Below are 17,944 nucleotides of genomic sequence, written 5' to 3' on the forward strand. Positions count from 1 at the left end.
GCGGCGGGTTGGTGGGCGTTGGGGGGGGGGGGGGGGGTGGGGGGGGGGGGGGGGGTTGGGTGGGGGGGGGGGGGGGGTGGGGCGGGGCCGGGGCCCCGCGGGGGGGGGGGGGGGGGGGGGGGTGGGCAGGTGCGGCGGGTATGTGGGCTGGGGTGGGTGAAGGGGCTCCGCCCCTTTGACCCCGCCAGGGGGCTTCGCCCCCTGGACCCCCGGGATCTCTGCCCACCCGCCGCCCGAAGCGGTCGGACAGGAAGCTGGGCTCGCGTCCCCTCAGGCCCTGATGATCGCCAGTGCCTCGTCCCTCACCCTGGTCATCGTCTCCTGGTCCCTTGCCTCCGCGTTGAGGCGGAGCAGTGGTTCCGTGTTGGAGGGGCGGACGTTGAACCACCAGTCGGCGGCGGAGACGGTCAGGCCGTCCAGCTCGTCGAGGGTGACGCCCTCGCGGTTCTCGTACGCGGAGCGGATCGCGGCGAGGCGGGCCGCCTGGTCGGTGACCGTGGAGTTGATCTCGCCGGAACCGGCGTAGCGGTCGTACTGGGCGACGAGAGCGGACAGGGGGCCCGACTGGCCGCCGAGGGCCGCCAGGACGTGCAGGGCGGCCAGCATGCCCGTGTCGGCGTTCCAGAAGTCGCGGAAGTAGTAGTGCGCGGAGTGCTCGCCGCCGAAGATCGCGCCCGAGCGCGCCATCTCCGCCTTGATGAAGGAGTGGCCGACGCGGGTGCGGACCGGGGTGCCGCCGTTCTCCACGACGACCTCGGGGACCGACCAGGACGTGATCAGGTTGTGGATGATCGTGCCCTTGCCGCCGTGCCTGGCCAGCTCACGGGAGGCCACCAGGGCGGTGATCGCCGACGGGGAGACCGGCTCGCCGCGCTCGTCGACGACGAAGCAGCGGTCGGCGTCCCCATCGAAGGCGAGGCCGAGGTCGGCGCCCTCTTCGCGGACCCGCTTCTGGAGGTCGACGAGGTTGGCCGGGTCGAGGGGGTTGGCCTCGTGGTTGGGGAACGTGCCGTCGAGTTCGAAGTACATCGGGACCAGCGTCAGGGGCAGGCCGGCGAAGACCTCGGGGACCGTGTGGCCGCCCATGCCGTTGCCCGCGTCGACGACGACCTTCAGGGGGCGGATGGAGGTCAGGTCGACCAGGGAGCGCAGGTGCGCCGCGTAGTCCGACAACGTGTCGCGGCCGGTGATGGTTCCCGGCGTCGCGGCGGGCTCGGGGGCGCCCGACTCGCTCCAGCGCTCGACCAGTTCGCGGATCTCGGCGAGCCCGGTGTCCTGGCCGACCGGGGCCGCTCCCATGCGGCACATCTTGATGCCGTTGTACTGCGCCGGGTTGTGCGAGGCGGTGAACATGGCGCCCGGCAGGTTCAGCGCGCCCGAGGCGTAGTAGAGCTGGTCCGTGGAGCACAGGCCGATCTCGGTCACGTCGGCGCCCAGCGCCGCCGCCCCGCGCGCGAAGGCCCGCGACAGGCCCGGCGAGGAGGGCCGCATGTCGTGCCCGGTCGCGATGGCGCTCGCGCCGGTGACCCGCACGAAGGCAGCTCCGAAGAGCTCGGCCAGGGACTCGTCCCACTGGTCGGGGACGACCCCGCGTACGTCGTACGCCTTGACGACCTGCGACAGATCAGCAGCCACGGCCAACCTTCCTGAAAAAGTACTGTCGGTCCGCCCAAACTACCCCCGGCCACTGACAGCGCGCTGTGCGGACGCCGAGTCGGCGCCCGGGCGTCGTCTCAGGTCACGGCAGCATCCAGTCCAGGACGGGGGTGCTCTGGCCGACCACGATCAGGCACATCACCAGCAGCAGGCCGAGGCTCCACGGCAGTACCTTGCGCAGCAAGTCGCCCTCGCGGCCCGCGAGGGCGACGGCCGCGCAGGCGATGGTGAGGTTCTGCGGGGAGATCATCTTGCCGAGGACGCCGCCGGAGCTGTTGGCGGCGGCCAGGAGGTCGGGCGGCAGCCCGGACTCGCGGGCCGCGGTCACCTGGAGGGCGCCGAAGAGGGCGTTGGCCGAGGTGTCCGACCCGGAGACGGCGACTCCGAACCAGCCGAGGACGGGCGAGAGGAAGGCGAGCCCGGCTCCGGCCGCCGCCACGAAGTGGCCGATGGTCGCCGCCTGCCCGGAGAGGTTCATGACATACGCCAGCGCCAGACGGACGTCACCGTCAGGATCGCGAAGCGCAGCTCGTGCACGGTCGCGAGCCATTCCTTCACCGCCACGCGCGCGTGCACCCCGATGACGGCGGCCGTGCTGATCCCGGCGAGCAGCACGAGCGTGCCGCCGGTCGACACGATCGGCCAGGTGAAGACGTTCCCGCCGACCGGTTCGCCGTCGGAGCCGAGCACGTTCAGCAAGGGCCAGTCGTAGGTCTGGGTGGTCCTGTCCAGCCAGTCCTTGACGGCCGGGATCTGGGCGACGGAGAAGATCTGGACGATCAGCGCGTAGGGGGCGCGCGCAGGACCTCGCGGGGCGGGTCCTCCTCGTCCAGTTCCTCGCTGCGTACGCCGGTCAGCACGGAGGCGCGTACGGACTCGGTGGCGGGCACGCGCGCGTGCGGCACGGCGACCAGGGCGCCCGCGCCCGCCAGGGCGGCGCCGATGTCGGCGAGTTGGGCGGAGACGTAGTTGGAGGCGGCGAACTGGGCGACGGCGAAGGCGACTCCGCAGGCGAGGGCGGGCACCCAGGTCTCGCGCAGCCCGCGCCGGCCGTCCACGAGCCAGACCAGCACGAGGGGCACCACGAGGGCCAGCAGCGGTGTCTGACGGCCCACCACGGACGCCACCGAGTCCAGCGGCAGCCCGGTGACCTGGGCGAGCGTGACGACCGGTGTGCCCATCGCGCCGAGGGCCACGGGCGCGGTGTTGGCGACCAGGGCGACGACGGCCGCGCGCACGGGTTCGAAGCCGAGGGCGACCAGCATGATCGCGCTGATCGCGACGGGCGCCCCGAAGCCGGCGAGCGCCTCCAGCCGCGCCCCGAAGCAGAAGGCGATGGCGAGCGCCTGGATGCGGGGGTCGTCGGAGAGCCGCCCGAAGGACCGGCGCAGGATGTCGAAGTGCCGGGTGCGGACGGTCATCCGGTCCACCCACAGGGCGTTGACGACGATCCACAGGGTGGGGAAGAGGCCGAAGACGGCGCCCTGGGCGGCGCCGGCGAGCGTCTGCCCCAGGGGCATGCCGTAGGCGAGCCGGGCGACGAGTACGGCGGCGAGGAGGCCGGTCAGGCCGGCCAGGTGCGCCTTCATGCGGACGCCGCCGATCAGGACCAGGACCAGGACGAGCACGAGGGGCAGGGCGGAAAGGCCCAGTGAGCCGGCGACGGGTTCCGGTTCCTGGACGTACACGGGCGCCTCCCCGCCTTCCGTCACGCGAAAGCGATTTCTCGCGCCTCCCCAAACGGAATGGTCATGTCCGCGCCAAGCGCGCGTTCAATGGGTGTGCACGGGGAGGAACCGGGAGGTGCGGTCAGTTGTCGGGCGAGCGGAGCACCCGCAGGTGCCCTCGCCGGGCGACCTCCATCGGGTCGGCCGAGCGCCCGCCGCCACCGGCCCCGGCCGCCCGTTCCTGGGGACGGGCCGCCTCGCGCACGGCATTGGCAAGCGCTTCCAGATCGTCGCCACTGGGGCGCGCCGGGGCCGAGCCGTCGAGGAGCCGGACGACCTCCCAGCCACGCGGGGCGGTGAGGCGCTCGGAGTGCTCGGCGCACAGGTCGTAGCAGTGGGGTTCGGCATAGGTGGCGAGCGGGCCGAGGACCGCGGTCGAGTCGGCGTAGACGTACGTCAGCGTCGCGACGGCGGGACGGCCGCAGGCGGTGCGCGAACAGCGACGTACAGGGCTCACGACGTTGGACGGTACCGCACTCTTGAGCGGGCCGCGACGACTCTCCACCAGGTCACTCCCCCGTGTCGTGCTGTGAAACGCCCCACACCCCCCTTCGGGCGCACCCTGCTGACCTGCCCGGACAGTGTCGTCCGGGGTGTCGAACGACCTCTCAGGCGGTCAAGAGTCGTCACAAAACCCTCAATTGCCGTGAGGTAGCCGGTCTCGGCGGGATGCGAAATCGAGCCCAACCTTGGCTGGAATGGTCATGTAACGACATGCCGTACCGGTCGGCCGGAAGCCGTCCGTGCCGCCGTGCGGTGCCGGGCGCGGGGACGCGTCGGGGACTACCCTTCAGCAGTGATGGACATGCCCGTAACGCCCCGAGCCGCCGCCCCCGGGCCCCGCCGCCGTGATCGCCACGGCCGGGGCATGCGCGGCCCGATCGCACCGCCGCAGGTGCCGCTCGCCGCCAGCCGCGCGGATGCGTTCGCCGATCTGGTGCAGGACTCCGTGGAGCGCCTGGAGCGGCGCTGGCCGCAGCTCGCCGACATCGATTTCCTGGTGCTGGAGGTGCCGCGGCTCGACGGGCCCGGCCAGGCCTGGAACGACGAGGCGGTACCGCTGGGCGGCACGATCAGCGCCCGCGAGGGCCGCCCCGCGCGCGTGGTGGTCTACCGGCGGCCGGTCGAGATCCGCACCAAGGGCCGCGACGAGCGGGCGGCGCTGGTGCACGAGGTCGTCGTCGAGCAGGTCGCCGAGCTGCTGGGGCTGACCCCGGAGACGGTCGATCCGCGGTACGGCGAGGACCAGGGCTGAGACGGCCGGCAGCGGTCGGGGCTGCTTCCGCAGCGCCTACCGCAGTGGTCAGGGCTACTTCTGCAGCACCTACTTCTGCAGCACCGACAGGTCCTCGTCCGCCTCCGGCACCGCGACCGTCCCCCGGTCGTCGGGGAGCGTCTGCACGGTGAAGCCGGGCACGCCGCCCTCCGTCGCCACCAGGGTGCGGGCGCCGTAGACCGGGCCGCCGGACTTCGGCTCGACCGTGAGCGCGTACGTGCCCTTCAGGCCGCTGGGGACCGGGGGCTCGATGTCCTGGGTGGTGCCGGCCTTGATCGTGTACGTCTTCGACACCGGCGTGCCGCCCTCGCTGCCCGCCGAGGCGGTGACCTCGACCGTGGCGGCGCGGTCGGGGGCGGTCAGGGAGAGTGTGCTGCCCTTGGCGCTGTTGTCCGCGGACGTCGCGCGCGTGCCGACGGGGCGGGTGGCCGGGATGAAGGCCGTCTCCTGCTTGTCGCCCTTGCCGCGTACGACCCGCAGGGCCGCCACGAGGGGCACGGACCGGTCCGTCGGCGTCAGCACCAGGGAGCCCGCCTCGCCGCGCGTCACTTCGCCCAGGTCGACGGCGGTGGTCATGCCGCCCTTGACGTGCACCGTCTCGTGTCCGGCCGGGGTGATCAGCCCGGAGGGGGAGGCGAGGCGCACCTTGAGGTCCGCGTCGGCGTCGCCCGGGGTGAAGGCAACCAGGCGCACGGAGGTGGCGTCCTTGGGGATGCCGGGCAGGACCAGGCTGCCCGTCGGGTCCGTGGACGCGGTCAGCCAGTCGCCCCCGAGCTTGTCGTCCAGGGCCTGCACGGCGGCGCCCACCCGACCGCTGCGGACGTTGACGTGCACGGTGAGGTTCGTCTGCTGCTCGTCGGTGAGGGTGGAGAGCAGGACCGGGTCGCTGGAGTGCGGCTGGACCGTGATGCCCTCCCCTACCGTGGACTTGAGGGTGCCGTCCTTGCCGTAGAGCTCGATGTCGACCACGGCGGCCGAGTCGTCGGGGTTCGTCAGGTGGACGTAGTCGGTGCGGTCGGGCGCGGTGCTGGCGCCGGGGAACCAGAAACTGGTGTCCGGGGCCGTGCAGTTGACGCCCTGGAGGCCGCGGCCGGTGCCCGCGGCGACCTCCGTCGTCTCCTGGACCGTCCAGCCGGGCGCGAACCTGCCGTCCGCGGTCCCGACCAGCGCGGGCGGTTCGGCGCCCGAGGTGTCCCCGGTGACCGGCTTGCCGGGCTCCTTGGGGGTCAGCACCGGCTTCTCGGTCTTCCGCTCGCCGGTCTTCCCGCCGTCCTTGCCCTTGTCCCCGCCCGCGCCGTCCTTCGACTCCTGGGCGGCCGCCTGGAGTTCGGCCTTGCCGCCGCTCCCGGTGCCCTTCGTGACGGGTGTGAAGGAGGTGTACGACGTCTCCGCGATGTCGGACATGCTGGGCGCGGGGCACAGCAGGCTCGTGCGCTCCACGGGCAGTTGGGCGGCCGCCTTGGCGGTGGTGTCCGCGCCCGGGGTGTCCGGGGCGGACAGCGCGGCGAAGCCGGTGACGGCGGCGAGCGCGGTCGCGCCGGCGATCAGGGACAGGGTCGTGCGGTTCACTGCTGGCTCCCGTCGGGACGCTCACTGCCCGTGCCGTGGGGGTGGTGCTGCTGCGCCGGGTCGTACGGCGTGCCGTGGCCCTGGGGGTAGGCCTGGTCGTAGCCCTGTTGGTCGTACGACGGGTTCTGGGGCTGGCCGCCGTACGCGTACGGGTCGTACTGGCCGCCCTGGTAGGGATCCGCCGGGTACTGCTGTCCGTACGCGTCCGCCGGGTACTGGGCGCCCTGATACTGGTCGCCGTGGTTCGCGTACTCGCCGCTCTGGTAGCCGGCGTTGTCCCACTGCCCCTGGTTCTGCTGGGGCAGGGGTACCGGGGGCTGCTCGGGTTGCGGGGGCGGGAACTCCCCGGGCTGCGCCGCCCCTTCGGCCTCGGCCTCCGCCTGGGCGCGCAGGCGGCGGGCCCGGCGGCCCTCGCCCGCGACCGGCTGGGCCGGGACGACCGGCTCCTCGGGCAGGTCGTCGTCGACGTCGCGGCGCCGGCCGGGCAGGGCCAGCACGACGAGGACGACGGCGAGGAGGCCCTGTGCCCACAGCCACGCGGTGTGGCCGACCGGGTCGTCGTAGGTGACGTCCAGCCTGCCGCCGGTGGCGGGGAGCTCGAAGCCCTGGGCCCAGCCGTCGACCGTGGTGCGGGTGAGCGGCTTGCCGTCGAGCGTGGCGGTCCAGCCCTCGGAGGCGGTGTCGGCCAGGCGCAGCACGCGTCCGTCGGGGCCGGCCGGGATCGTGGTGTGGATGTCGACGGGCCCGGCGGCGACGGTCTGCGAGGTGCCGGAGCCGGAGGCGGGGACGATGGTGGCGCGTGCGACGTCCTGGTCGATCTGCCACAGCGCGCCGCTGTCCTGCTGGCTGAGCCGGGTCAGGCCGGGCGTGGTGTCGAGGACGCGGGTGACGTCGCGGGGAGCGCCCCGGTGGACGAGGACGTAGCGCACGGCGAAGCCGCCGAGCTGGTCGGCCTGGTCGGCGCCGGAGCCGGCGACGAGGTTGGCGACGACCTTGTCGAGCCTGCTGTTCTCGCCGTCGGCCGCGGCGATCTCGCCGTCGCCGAGGCGGGCGCCGGAGCCGCGGACCAGCATGTATCCGACGTGGGAGGCGGAGTCGCTGTCGAGGACGAGGGTGCGGGCCTGGTCGCTGCCGCCGCTCTCCTCGGCGACGAACGCGGGGACCTGGGTCGGGTCGCGCCGCTCCAGGGGGCCGTCGGCGCCGCGGATCATCCAGCCCGCGGCGACGAGCAGCGGGCCCGCGGCCGAGGCGAAGGCGATCAGCACGGCGACGGGCTGGCGCCAGCCGAAGCTCTGCTCGGCCACGCGCGCGCGTGCCCCGTCGGCGCCGAGCGCGGCGGCCGCCAGCAGGGCGATGCCGTAGACGAGCGTCGCGGGGCCGGACCAGGTGGAGTTGTTGGCCAGGACCGCGAAGACGAAGCCGGTCAGGGCGGCCGTCCAGGCCGTCCAGATGCCCAGCCTGCGCTCCGAGCGGAGCAGGGCGGCGAGCGCGGCCAGGACGATGCCGATCAGCATGAGGCCGCTGACGGTGCCGGGGCCGCCCGGGCTGGCGCCGAGCAGGTCGAGGGGAGAGGCGGCCGACGGGCCGTACTCCAGACCGGCTTCCTGGAAGAAGCCGAAGGGGAGCAGCGACAGCGACCAGGGCGCGAGGACCAGCAGGGGCGTGCCGAGCTGGGCGAGGAACCGCAGCCCGTACGCCGTGATGTCGGTCCGGCGCAGGACCAGCAGCCCGGCGCCGAGGAGCAGCGCGATGGGCCACACGATCGGGGTGAACGCGGTGGTGACGGTCAGCAGCAGCGCGTACGCCCAGGTGGCGCGCCAACTGCCACGCGCCCCCGAGGGGTTCGCCAGGCCGCCGGCGGCGATGCCCGCGCGGGCGATGAGCGGGAGCAGCACGGCCAGGACGGCGGTGCCGATCCGGCCGCCGGCGAGGGCGCCGGTGGCGGCGGGCAGGAAGGCGTAGACGACGGCCGCCCACGCGCGCAGCAGCCGGGACTCGACCAGCGGGCGGGAGGCGAAGTAGGCGGTGACGCCGGCGAGCGGCACCGAGCAGACGAGCAGCAGCGTGACGGCGAGGCCGGTCGAGCCGAACAGCAGGGACGCCAGCATCGCCACGAGCGCGAGGTACGGCGGCGCGGAGGAGGTGCCGCCGGCGGCGACCGGGTGCCAGGCGTCCAGGTAGCGCGCCCACAGGTCGGAGGAGCCGGCCGGGGCGGGCAGCAGGGCGCCGCCCGTGAGCGCGCCGCCGCCGAGGAGTTCGCGGCAGGCGGCCAGGGAGACCACCAGCAGGACCAGGAAGAGCACCGGGCCGGGCTTGCGCGCGACGCGCTTGAGCCGGGCGAACTGCTCGATCTCCAGGAAGTCGGCGTCGTCACCGCCGGGGCCGGACTCGACGGCGCCGCCGTGCCGTCCGGCGCCGGAGGCGACCTCGGAGTCGGAGCCGCCGACGAGGTTGCCCGCGACCTGCTCGATGGTCATCCGGACGGTCGCGCCGGGCGGCGGGAACAGCGGCCGCAGCTCGTCCTTGTCGACACCGGAGGCGCCTCTGCCGCGCCGCCCGGCGAGGATCCGCTCGGGCCTGAGGAGCGTGCCCATGAGGCCGCGGATCTCGTCGACGGCCTGTCCCGGGACCTTGCCGACGAGGTAGGCGACGGTCCGCAGCAGCGTGCCGAGCACGATCCGCAGCAGCACCCAGGGCAGGACGGCCGTACGCGCGTTGACGAGCAGGGTGTAGACGGCGCCGGCCTTGTCGACCTTGTGAGGAGAGGCGGCCGTACGGCCCACGCAGTCGACCGTGCGGCGCTCGCGGGATGCCGCCTCGGCGTGCCGGACGACGGCATCGGGCGCGACGAGGACCCGGTAGCCGGCCGCGTGTGCGCGCCAGCACAGATCGACGTCGTCGCGCATGAGGGGCAGGTGGCGGTCGAAACCGCCGAGCTGTTCGAAGATGTCGCGGCGGATCAGCATGCCGGCGGTGGACACCGACAGCACGGGCCGGACGTGGTCGTGCTGGCCCTGGTCCTGCTCGCGGCGGTCCAGGCCGGTCCAGCGGCGGCCGGAGTTGGCGATGCTGACGCCGACCTCCAGCAGCTGCCGCCGGTCGTACCAGCCGCGGAGCTTGGGGCCGACGACGGCGACGTCCTCGCGGCCCAGCTCGTACTCGTTGTCCACGACGCGCAGCAGCTGGGCCAGGGCGTCGGGCTCCGGGGCGCAGTCGTCGTGCAGCAGCCACAGCCACTGGACCGGCTCGCCGTGCGGGAACTCGGGCAGGTCGTAGGCGTCGTCGCGCCAGGAGCGGGTGACCGGGTCCCAGCCGCTGGGCCGCTTCAGATACGGCAGCTCCTCCGGGGTGAGGTGCGGGGCCGTGCGGTCGCACTCCTCGACGGCCTGGCCGAAGCCGGTGCGGCGGGCGAGGTGCAGCACGCGGTCGGCGCCGAGGGCGTCGGTGACCAGCTGGGCGGAGTCGTCCGCGCTGCCGGTGTCGGCGCCCATCGCGTACTGGACGGGTCGCTCCTGGCCGAGCAGCCCGGCGAGCGCGTCGGGCAGCCAGCGGGCGCCGTCATGGGAGACGAGGACCGCGGTCACCACATGACGCGGGAACTCAGGTGCGGCAGCGCTGTCGTGATGAGCTGCCGGGTGGCTGTGCACGGACATCGAGGTACGGGCCCCGGTTCGGTGGACTGCGGTGGACGCCCGCGACCGGTGGGGGCAGCGGGGCGTCTCGGACGAGCGACCACACTATCGGCTGCGCAACAAGGGGGCCCGCCGCCTGTGGATAACCCACCCGCGACGGGCCGTTCGAACCGGGCGTACGGATCCGGATGACGTCAGACCGCGGCCTTCTTCAGCCGGCGGCGCTCCCGCTCGGACAGGCCGCCCCAGATGCCGAAGCGCTCGTCGTTCGCGAGGGCGTACTCGAGGCACTCGGAGCGGACCTCACAGGCGAGGCAGACCTTCTTGGCCTCCCTGGTCGAGCCGCCCTTCTCGGGGAAGAAGGACTCGGGGTCGGTCTGGGCGCACAGTGCGCGCTCCTGCCAGCCGAGTTCCTCGTCCGCGTCGTCGACCAGCAGTTGCTGCACCGTCTCGGTCATGTGCGCCCCTCGTCTGTCTTTCGCGTCCCCGTGATCTAGCCGTTACCGATTCCGGCTGAACGACACGAGTGAAATTACAAGTGTGCGGCTCCGGGCGAGTCAAGCCGAGATCTGCTATTGAGCCCCTTATTCACTCTGCGGAACCAAGCCCAAGCGGAAAGTGTTCAAATCACCATAAAACCTGACACACCGACGGAGCCCGCAGGGGCTCACGCCGTCCGCCGGACCCCTTGCAGACCTGTACGAAGAAGGACGCCCAGAGGTTCGATCTCGTTCCGGCACGCACCTCGAAGCGAAACGGATCACAGTCGGATCACGAGTACGCAACGGGGTTTCGTGCGCCCGGTTGGACGCCATGTGTCCCGGGCGGGCCATGAACAAACCTTTCATCTGAGTGAACGACCGGATGAGGTGAACCACATCCCACATGACGGGTGCCGAGTTGACAGTGAAGGTGTGAACCGGTGTCCTTGTGGGCATGCTCGCGAACTCGGCACTCACCTCGACCCGCACCGCCGGGTCCCACGGTGCTGCCCGCGCTCGCTGTAGCTGTTGCTGTTCCAGCTGTTGAGCCTCACCTGCTCCAGCCGAAGGCCGAGCCACCCGTCTCTCGGCCTCTGTTCCCTCTGACCTTCTTTCACTGAGGAACCACCACACCCATGAACAGCGACAGCGACCTCCAGATCGCCGGCGACATCCTCGAAGTCCCGCATCTGCTCCAGACCCCGCGCGAGCATCCGGCCACCGTCGCCGAGTTCGTCGGACTCGCCCGCTCCATCGCCGCAGACCGCTCCCAGTGGGAGCACCTCGTCCATTACGACGCGACCAGCCGCTGGTACCACCGGCTGCGCACCGGCCCGGGCTACGAGGTGTGGCTCCTGTCCTGGGTGCCCGGACAGGGCAGCGGGCTCCACGACCACGGCCGCTCCTCCGGTGTGCTGACCGTGCTGGACGGCACGCTGACCGAGCGCACGGAGCGGGGCACACGCGCGTTGCGGGCAGGCGCGCAGCGTGTTTTCGCGCCGGGGTACGTGCACGAAGTCGTCAACGACGCACTGGAGCCGGCGGTCAGCCTGCACGTCTACTACCCGGGCCTGACGGAGATGCCGATGCACACGGCCCAGCACTGCGAGGCCCGGAGCGTACCGGGGACCGTGACCGCCTGACCGATGGCGGACGTGCCCGATCGGTTGGCGTGCCTGTCTGACCGGTTGCGGTAGTCGCCGACCGGTTGTCACAGGCGCCTGCAAGACTGGCTTCCATGCGCATTGTGGTTCTGGCAGGCGGCATCGGTGGTGCCCGGTTCCTGCGTGGTCTGAAGCGTGCCGTGCCGGACGCGGACATCACGGTCATCGGAAACACCGGGGACGACATCCACCTCTTCGGGCTGAAGGTCTGCCCGGACCTCGACACGGTGATGTACACGCTCGGCGGCGGCATCAACGAGGACCAGGGCTGGGGGCGCGCCGACGAGACCTTCCACCTCAAGGAGGAACTCGCGGCGTACGGCGTCGGGCCCGAGTGGTTCGGCCTCGGCGACCGGGACTTCGCCACGCACATCGTGCGGACGCAGATGATCGGCGCCGGGTATCCGCTGAGCGCGGTGACCCAGGCGCTGTGCGACCGCTGGGAGCCGGGCGTGCGGCTGATCCCGATGTCCGACGACCGCGTGGAGACCCACGTGGCCGTGGAGATCGACGGCGAGCGCAAGGCGATCCACTTCCAGGAGTACTGGGTGCGGCTGCGCGCCTCGGTGCCCGCGGAGGCGATCGTGCCGGTCGGTGCCGACCAGGCCAAGCCCGCGCCGGGAGTGCTGGAGGCGATCGCCGAGGCGGACGTGATCCTCTTCCCGCCGTCCAACCCGGTCGTGTCGATCGGCACGATCCTGGCCGTGCCCGGCATCCGGGAGGCCATCGCCGACGCCGGGGTGCCGGTCGTCGGCCTGTCCCCCATCGTCGGTGACGCCCCCGTGCGGGGCATGGCCGACAAGGTGCTCGCCGCCGTGGGAGTCGAGTCGACCGCCCCGGCGGTGGCCGAGCACTACGGCTCGGGCCTGCTGGACGGCTGGCTCGTCGACACGGTGGACGCGGGCGCTGTGGAGCGGGTCGAGGCGGCGGGGATCCGCTGCCGGGCCGTGCCGCTGATGATGACCGACGCCGACGCGACCGCGCAGATGGCGCGGGAGGCGCTGGCACTGGCGGAGGAGGTGCGGGCGGCTTGAGCGGCGAGGTCCCGGAGAACCGGCAGGGTGCCGACGGGTACCGGCTGTGGGCCCCGGGCGGGATACCCGAGGTCACGGCCGGGGACGATCTGGCCAAGCTGATCGCGGCCGCCGAGCCCGGCCTGGGCGACGGTGACGTCGTGCTGGTCACGTCGAAGATCGTGTCCAAGGCGGAGGGCCGGGCGGTCCGGGCGGCCGACCGGGAGGCGGCCATCGACGCCGAGACGGTCCGCGTGGTCGCCCGGCGCGGCAGCCTCCGGATCGTCGAGAACCGGCAGGGCCTCGTCATGGCCGCGGCCGGGGTCGACGCCTCCAACACCCCGCCCGGAACAGTGCTGTTGCTGCCCGAGGACCCGGACGCCTCCGCCCGCGCGATCCGCGACGGGCTGCGCGACATCCTCGGCGTCGACGTCGGTGTCCTGGTCACCGACACGTTCGGCCGGCCCTGGCGCGCGGGGCTGACGGACGTCGCGATCGGCGCCGCCGGGGTGCGCGTCCTGGACGATCTGCGCGGGGGCACGGACGCGCACGGCAACCCGCTCAGCGCCACCGTCGTCGCCACGGCCGACGAACTCGCCGCGGCCGGCGACCTGGTCAAGGGCAAGGCGGCCGGACTCCCCGTCGCCGTGGTGCGCGGACTGCCGCACGTGCTGGCGCCGGGCGACGGAGAGGGAGCGCGGGCCATGGTGCGCGGCGCGCGCGACGACATGTTCCGGCTCGGCACGTCGGAGGCGGTACGGCTGGCGGTGACCCAGCGGCGCACGGTCCGGGCCTTCACGGACGAGCCCGTCGACCCCGGCGCGGTACGGCGGGCGGTGGCCGCGGCGGTGACGGCGCCGGCGCCGCACCACACCACCCCCTGGCGCTTCGTGCTGCTGGAGTCCGAGGAGTCGCGGACGCGGCTGCTCGACGCCATGCGCGACGCGTGGATCGCGGATCTGCGGCGGGACGGCAAGTCGGAGGAGTCCATCGCCAAGCGGGTCCGGCGCGGGGACGTCCTGCGGAACGCGCCGTATCTCGTCGTCCCGTGTCTGGTCATGGACGGCTCGCACACCTACGGCGACGCGCGGCGCGACGGGGCCGAGCGGGAGATGTTCGTGGTCGCCACGGGCGCCGGCGTGCAGAACTTCCTGGTCGCGCTGGCCGGGGAGCGGCTGGGTTCGGCGTGGGTGTCCTCGACGATGTTCTGCCGGGACGTGGTGCGCGAGGTGCTGGGGCTGCCGGACGACTGGGACCCGATGGGCGCGGTGGCGGTCGGGCATCCGGCGGAGGAACCGCGTCCGCGGCCGGAGCGGGACGCGGGGGCCTTCATCGAGGTGCGGTGACCGGCGCTGCCCGGCGCCTACGCTCGTAGGGCTCCTCTCGCTTCGCATCGTTTCCCAGGGACTTCACTCATGGCAGGACGGTTCGCTCCCCGGCCCACGCGTACCACTGTGCGCGGTGGCCATGTCGGCGTGGCCGGGGGCGTGCCGAGGCAGGCGGCGGGGCCGGGGCAGGCCGCCGGGCCGGGGCGGGTGCGCGACTGGGTGCCGGACGGGCCGCTGGATCTCGGTCTGGTGCTCGGGCCGCTGCGGCGCGGGCCGGGTGATCCGACGTTCCGGGCGATGCCGGACGGGTCCGTGTGGCGGGCCTGTCGTACACCCGCCGGGCCCGGGACGCTACGGGTGTGCGCCTACGGCGGTGGGGTGCGCGGCCAGGCCTGGGGGCCCGGGGCGGAGTGGCTGCTGGACCGGTTGCCGGAGCTGCTCGGGGCCGCCGACAACCCGTCCGTGTTCGTGCCCCGGCACCGGCTGGTGGCGCTGGCCCGGCATCGGCGGCCGGGGCTCAGGCTGACGCGGAGCGGGCTGGTGCTGGAGTCGCTGATTCCGTCGATTCTGGAGCAGAAGGTCACGACCGATGAGGCGTATCGGGCGTGGCGGCTGCTGGTGCGGAAGTTCGGGGAGCCGGCGCCGGGACCCGCGCCCGGGCGGATGTACGTGATGCCGGGGCCTCGGGAGTGGGCGTTGATCCCGTCGTGGGAGTGGCATCGGGCCGGGGTCGACAACAAGCGGGCGTCGACGATTCTGCGTGCGGTGCGGGTGGCCGGGCGGTTGGAGGAGGCGGCCGGGATGGAGCCGGGGGCGGCTCGGGCGCGGCTGGAAGTCGTGCCGGGGGTCGGGCCGTGGACGTCGGCGGAGACGGTGCAGCGCAGTCACGGGGCGCCGGATGAAGTGACCGTGGGGGATCTGCACCTGCCGCGGATCGTGGGGTGGGCGTTGGCCGGGGACCGGGATGCGGATGACTCCGTGATGCTGGAGTTGCTTCGGCCGTATGCGGGACAGCGGCATCGGGCGGCTCGGTTGATTTTGTTGAGTGGGGTAGCGCCGGGGCGGAGAGCGCCGAAGATGCCGCGGTGGGATATCGGGGCGTTGTGAGCTGCGCCGGGTTTCCGGTGCTGCGGCGTTGGTGCTGAGGCCGGGTGGGTCCGCAGCCCGGCGGAGCGGGGTGCCGCTGCGCCCACCCGTGCCGCCCGGGGGCACCTCCCAGGCCCTTGAGGCACTGGGGGAGGCACGACTGCCCGCAGCGGCGGCAGCGTGCGTTACTGGTCCGAAGAGAAGCGGACTGCTCCCGCTGGGATTCGGGCGTCGCACCAGATGCGGGCGCCGTCGCGGAGTTCGTTGTCGGGGCCGATGACCGCGCCGTCGCCTATCACCGTGCCGGTGAGGACGGAGCGTTCGCCGACGCGGGCCCGGGTGCCTATGAGGGAGTCGGTGATGACCGCGCCCGGTTCGATCACGGCGCCCGGGAGGATCGTGCTGCCGAAGACGCGGGCGCCCTCCGCGACGAACGCGCCCTCGCCCACCACCGTGCCGCCGGACAGCTTCGCGTCGGCCGCGACCGTCGCCGTCGGCAGGACCAGGCGGTCGCCGCAGCGGCCGGGGACCGCCGGGGACGGGGCCCGGCCCAGGACCAGGTCCGCCGAGCCCCGGACGAACGCCGCCGGAGTGCCCAGGTCCAGCCAGTACGTCGAGTCGACCATGCCCTGGAGATGGGCCCCGGCGGTCAACAGGTCCGGAAACGTCTCGCGCTCCACCGACACCGGCCGGCCCCGCGGGATCGTGTCGATGACCGAGCGGCGGAAGACGTACGCCCCCGCGTTGATCTGGTCGGTGACGATCTCCTCGGGCGTCTGCGGCTTCTCCAGGAACGCCAGGACCCTGCCCGTGTCGTTCGTGGGGACGAGACCGTAGGCGCGCGGGTCCGTGACCTTGGTGAGGTGCAGGGAGATGTCCGCGCCCGTGGTCTCGTGAGTGTCGACCAGGGCCCGGATGTCGAGGCCCGTCAGGATGTCGCCGTTGAAGATCAGCACCGGGTCGTCGGGGCCGGAGTGCAGCCGGGAGGCGACGTTGCGGATGGCGCCGCCCGTGCCGAGGGGCTCCTCCTCCGTCACGTACTCCAGGTGGAGTCCCAGCGCGGAACCGTCACCGAAGTACGGCTCGAAGACCTCGGCCAGATAGGACGTGGCCAGGACGATGTGCTCGACGCCCGCCGCTCTCGCTCTTGCCAGCTGGTGCGTGAGGAACGGCACCCCGGCCGCCGGCACCATGGGCTTGGGTGTGTGCACCGTGAGCGGGCGCAGCCGGGTGCCCTTGCCGCCGACCAGGAGGATCGCTTCTGTCACGTGTCGTCTCTGCTTCCTGCCGGGACCGGCCGAACTGTCTTTCGGCCGGTCAGTGTATGCAGACCGTTCCGTGGCGCCTTCGCTGGCCGTGCGGCATTCCGCCCGATGCCCCCGGCGGTGAACGTGTGTCTCAGCGGCCCTGGTACCGGGCCGCCTTGGAGCGGGCCGAGCCGAGCTTCTTGTAGAGGTTCCGCCCCGGGCACTCCGTGATGAAGCCGTCCCGGTGACCGGAGATCACGTTCAGTCGTACCTTCTTGCCCTTCCGATGGAGATTGCTGCCCCCCGACTTCAGGTAGGTCTTACCCCGCGGATTCACCCGGTACAGGCCCAGCTTCCACGCCGTGAGCCGGGCGACGGCCCGGACGGAGGCGGACGACGGCTTCTTGGCGTCGTACGACCCGAGGACGGCGATCCCCATGGTCTTGGTGTTGAAACCAAGGGTGTGCGCGCCGAGGACGGGCTTGGCCACGCCACCGGCACGGCCCTCGTAGATCTTTCCGCACTTGTCGATGAGGAAGTTGTAGCCGATGTCCCGCCAGCCCATGCTCTTGACGTGGTAGCGGTAGATACTGCGGATGAGTGACGGGGAGTGCGAGCAGCGGTAGTTGTTGCCGCTGGCCGTGTGGTGCACGAAAGCCGCCTTGACCTTCTTCGTGTACCGGAAACCCCGCTCCCGCAGCCCCTCGTCCGCGCCCCAGCCGCGCCGCGTGACGATGCGCGGGCGCGGGCCGACGTACGGTTTCGCCCGCTGCTGCTGCTCCGTCAGCTCGCCGGAGTTGAGGGCGAGGAACTCCTGCTCGGTCTCCGCGCGGTTCAGTGCCGGGATCTCGGTGGCGCCGAGCGGGGCCAGGTCGGCGTTGACGGCGGAGGCTTCGGTGGCGGCGGAGTTCTCACCGGCGAGGCCGGCGAGGTCGACGGTGCGGGGGCCGCCCGCGGAGGCGTCGGGCGGTGGGGCGTCATCGCCCGGGTCGACTAGTTCGAGGCGGAGGCCGGAGGGGAGCGGGGGCGCGGCGGGCAGGTTGCGGGTGTCCGTGCCGTGGTGCGCGGAGTCGGCTTCCGCGCTCTCGGGTTCGGAGCGGACGCGGAGTTCCACGCCGTCGGAGTCGCCGACCCACAGCGGTGCCGTGGCGCCGCGGACGCGGCCGGAGGTTCTCTCGGGTGTGTCGGGGTCGGCCGCGTGGTCGCCGTTGTGCGTCTCGACGTCCTGCCAGCCCGACCAGGTGCCGGTGCCGGCGGCGCGGGTGCGGACCTGGACGCGGCCGTGCAGTTCGGCTTCGGGGTCGTCCCAGACGACGCCGACCAGGGAGAAGTGGCGTACGGCACGGCGGGTCAGGCCCTGGTCGGGAGCGCCGGGAGTGGTGGGGGTGGCACGGTTGCGGGTGAGGGGTTCGAGGGGGAGGGACTGGGTACTTCCGGGGGCGTACGGTTCGGCCGCGCGCCGGCTGGTGAGGGTCGTGTCCGGTGTCCCCGCGTGGGGCGCGGGTCTCGCTGCCGTGGCGGCTTCCGTGGTCGGCACCGGTCTCGCCGTCGCCGCGACGGCGGGTGGAGTGAGCGGGAGGGCCAGAGCGGCCGCACAGGTGACACCGATCGAAGAGGCAAGAAATCCACGCATGCTTCTGAGATTGGACATAGCCCTATTAATCTGTCCATTTGGGATTTGACGGACCGTCGGCCGGGGTTCGGCCGAACCGGTGGCGGATTCACGGCGGACGGCGGTCGGGCCGTTGGGCGGCGGCGTGGGTGC

12 protein-coding genes and 1 pseudogene are annotated in these 17,944 nt (G+C 72.9%); 5 read left to right on the forward strand and 8 right to left on the reverse strand.

What is annotated here, in order from left to right; all coding sequences use genetic code 11:
* Positions 1 to 270: 270 nt before the first annotated feature.
* From ACIBL4_RS26320 to ACIBL4_RS26330, 3 genes and pseudogenes are all read right to left on the reverse strand, one after another.
* Positions 271 to 1,635 carry a phosphomannomutase/phosphoglucomutase gene (locus ACIBL4_RS26320; protein ID WP_399414179.1) on the reverse strand — a complete coding sequence of 455 codons (1,365 nt, stop codon included), beginning with the start codon at positions 1,633 to 1,635 and terminating at the stop codon, positions 271 to 273.
* A 103-nt stretch (positions 1,636 to 1,738) separates the two neighbouring features.
* Positions 1,739 to 3,344, reverse strand: a pseudogene (locus ACIBL4_RS26325) (L-lactate permease).
* Between the two features lie 121 nt (positions 3,345 to 3,465).
* Positions 3,466 to 3,888, reverse strand: a complete 423-nt coding sequence (locus ACIBL4_RS26330; RefSeq protein WP_399414181.1) for a DUF3499 domain-containing protein — start codon at positions 3,886 to 3,888, stop codon at positions 3,466 to 3,468.
* 294 nt (positions 3,889 to 4,182) lie between these two features.
* Here ACIBL4_RS26330 and ACIBL4_RS26335 point away from each other — a divergent pair, with 294 nt between their 5' ends.
* A complete protein-coding gene (locus tag ACIBL4_RS26335; protein ID WP_356927591.1) occupies positions 4,183 to 4,638 on the forward strand; it encodes a metallopeptidase family protein in 456 nt (151 codons plus the stop codon).
* Positions 4,639 to 4,707: 69 nt separating this feature from the next.
* On the opposite strand, the gene ACIBL4_RS26340 is transcribed toward ACIBL4_RS26335, so the two are convergent.
* The 3 genes from ACIBL4_RS26340 to ACIBL4_RS26350 form a co-directional block, all read right to left on the reverse strand.
* A complete protein-coding gene (locus tag ACIBL4_RS26340) occupies positions 4,708 to 6,228 on the reverse strand; it encodes a DUF5719 family protein (protein WP_399414183.1) in 1,521 nt (506 codons plus the stop codon).
* Complete coding sequence (locus ACIBL4_RS26345; RefSeq protein ID WP_399414185.1) at positions 6,225 to 9,881, reverse strand: glycosyltransferase; 3,657 nt, start codon at positions 9,879 to 9,881, stop codon at positions 6,225 to 6,227. The genes ACIBL4_RS26340 and ACIBL4_RS26345 overlap by 4 nt, the downstream gene beginning before the upstream one ends.
* Positions 9,882 to 10,054: 173 nt before the next feature.
* Positions 10,055 to 10,318, reverse strand: a complete 264-nt coding sequence (locus ACIBL4_RS26350) for a WhiB family transcriptional regulator (RefSeq protein ID WP_010034659.1) — start codon at positions 10,316 to 10,318, stop codon at positions 10,055 to 10,057.
* A 659-nt stretch (positions 10,319 to 10,977) separates the two neighbouring features.
* Here ACIBL4_RS26350 and ACIBL4_RS26355 point away from each other — a divergent pair.
* The 4 genes from ACIBL4_RS26355 (at position 10,978) to ACIBL4_RS26370 (ending at position 14,953) form a co-directional block, all read left to right on the forward strand.
* Complete coding sequence (locus ACIBL4_RS26355; protein ID WP_399414187.1) at positions 10,978 to 11,484, forward strand: cysteine dioxygenase; 507 nt, start codon at positions 10,978 to 10,980, stop codon at positions 11,482 to 11,484.
* Between the two features lie 95 nt (positions 11,485 to 11,579).
* Positions 11,580 to 12,539, forward strand: a complete 960-nt coding sequence (gene cofD, locus ACIBL4_RS26360) for a 2-phospho-L-lactate transferase (RefSeq protein ID WP_399414189.1) — start codon at positions 11,580 to 11,582, stop codon at positions 12,537 to 12,539.
* Positions 12,536 to 13,864 carry a coenzyme F420-0:L-glutamate ligase gene (locus ACIBL4_RS26365; protein ID WP_399414191.1) on the forward strand — a complete coding sequence of 443 codons (1,329 nt, stop codon included), beginning with the start codon at positions 12,536 to 12,538 and terminating at the stop codon, positions 13,862 to 13,864. The genes cofD and ACIBL4_RS26365 overlap by 4 nt, the downstream gene beginning before the upstream one ends.
* Before the next feature lie 69 nt (positions 13,865 to 13,933).
* On the forward strand, positions 13,934 to 14,953 hold the full coding sequence (locus ACIBL4_RS26370) for a DNA-3-methyladenine glycosylase family protein (RefSeq protein WP_399414193.1): 1,020 nt from the start codon (positions 13,934 to 13,936) through the stop codon (positions 14,951 to 14,953).
* A 164-nt stretch (positions 14,954 to 15,117) separates the two neighbouring features.
* Here ACIBL4_RS26370 and ACIBL4_RS26375 read toward each other — a convergent pair whose 3' ends face one another.
* Complete coding sequence (locus ACIBL4_RS26375; RefSeq protein ID WP_399414195.1) at positions 15,118 to 16,200, reverse strand: sugar phosphate nucleotidyltransferase; 1,083 nt, start codon at positions 16,198 to 16,200, stop codon at positions 15,118 to 15,120.
* Positions 16,201 to 16,330: 130 nt separating this feature from the next.
* Positions 16,331 to 17,812, reverse strand: a complete 1,482-nt coding sequence (locus ACIBL4_RS26380; RefSeq protein ID WP_399414197.1) for a peptidoglycan recognition protein — start codon at positions 17,810 to 17,812, stop codon at positions 16,331 to 16,333.
* Positions 17,813 to 17,944: the final 132 nt, after the last annotated feature.

Source organism: Streptomyces sp. NPDC050416, from assembly GCF_044458845.1.
GTDB lineage: Bacteria > Actinomycetota > Actinomycetes > Streptomycetales > Streptomycetaceae > Streptomyces.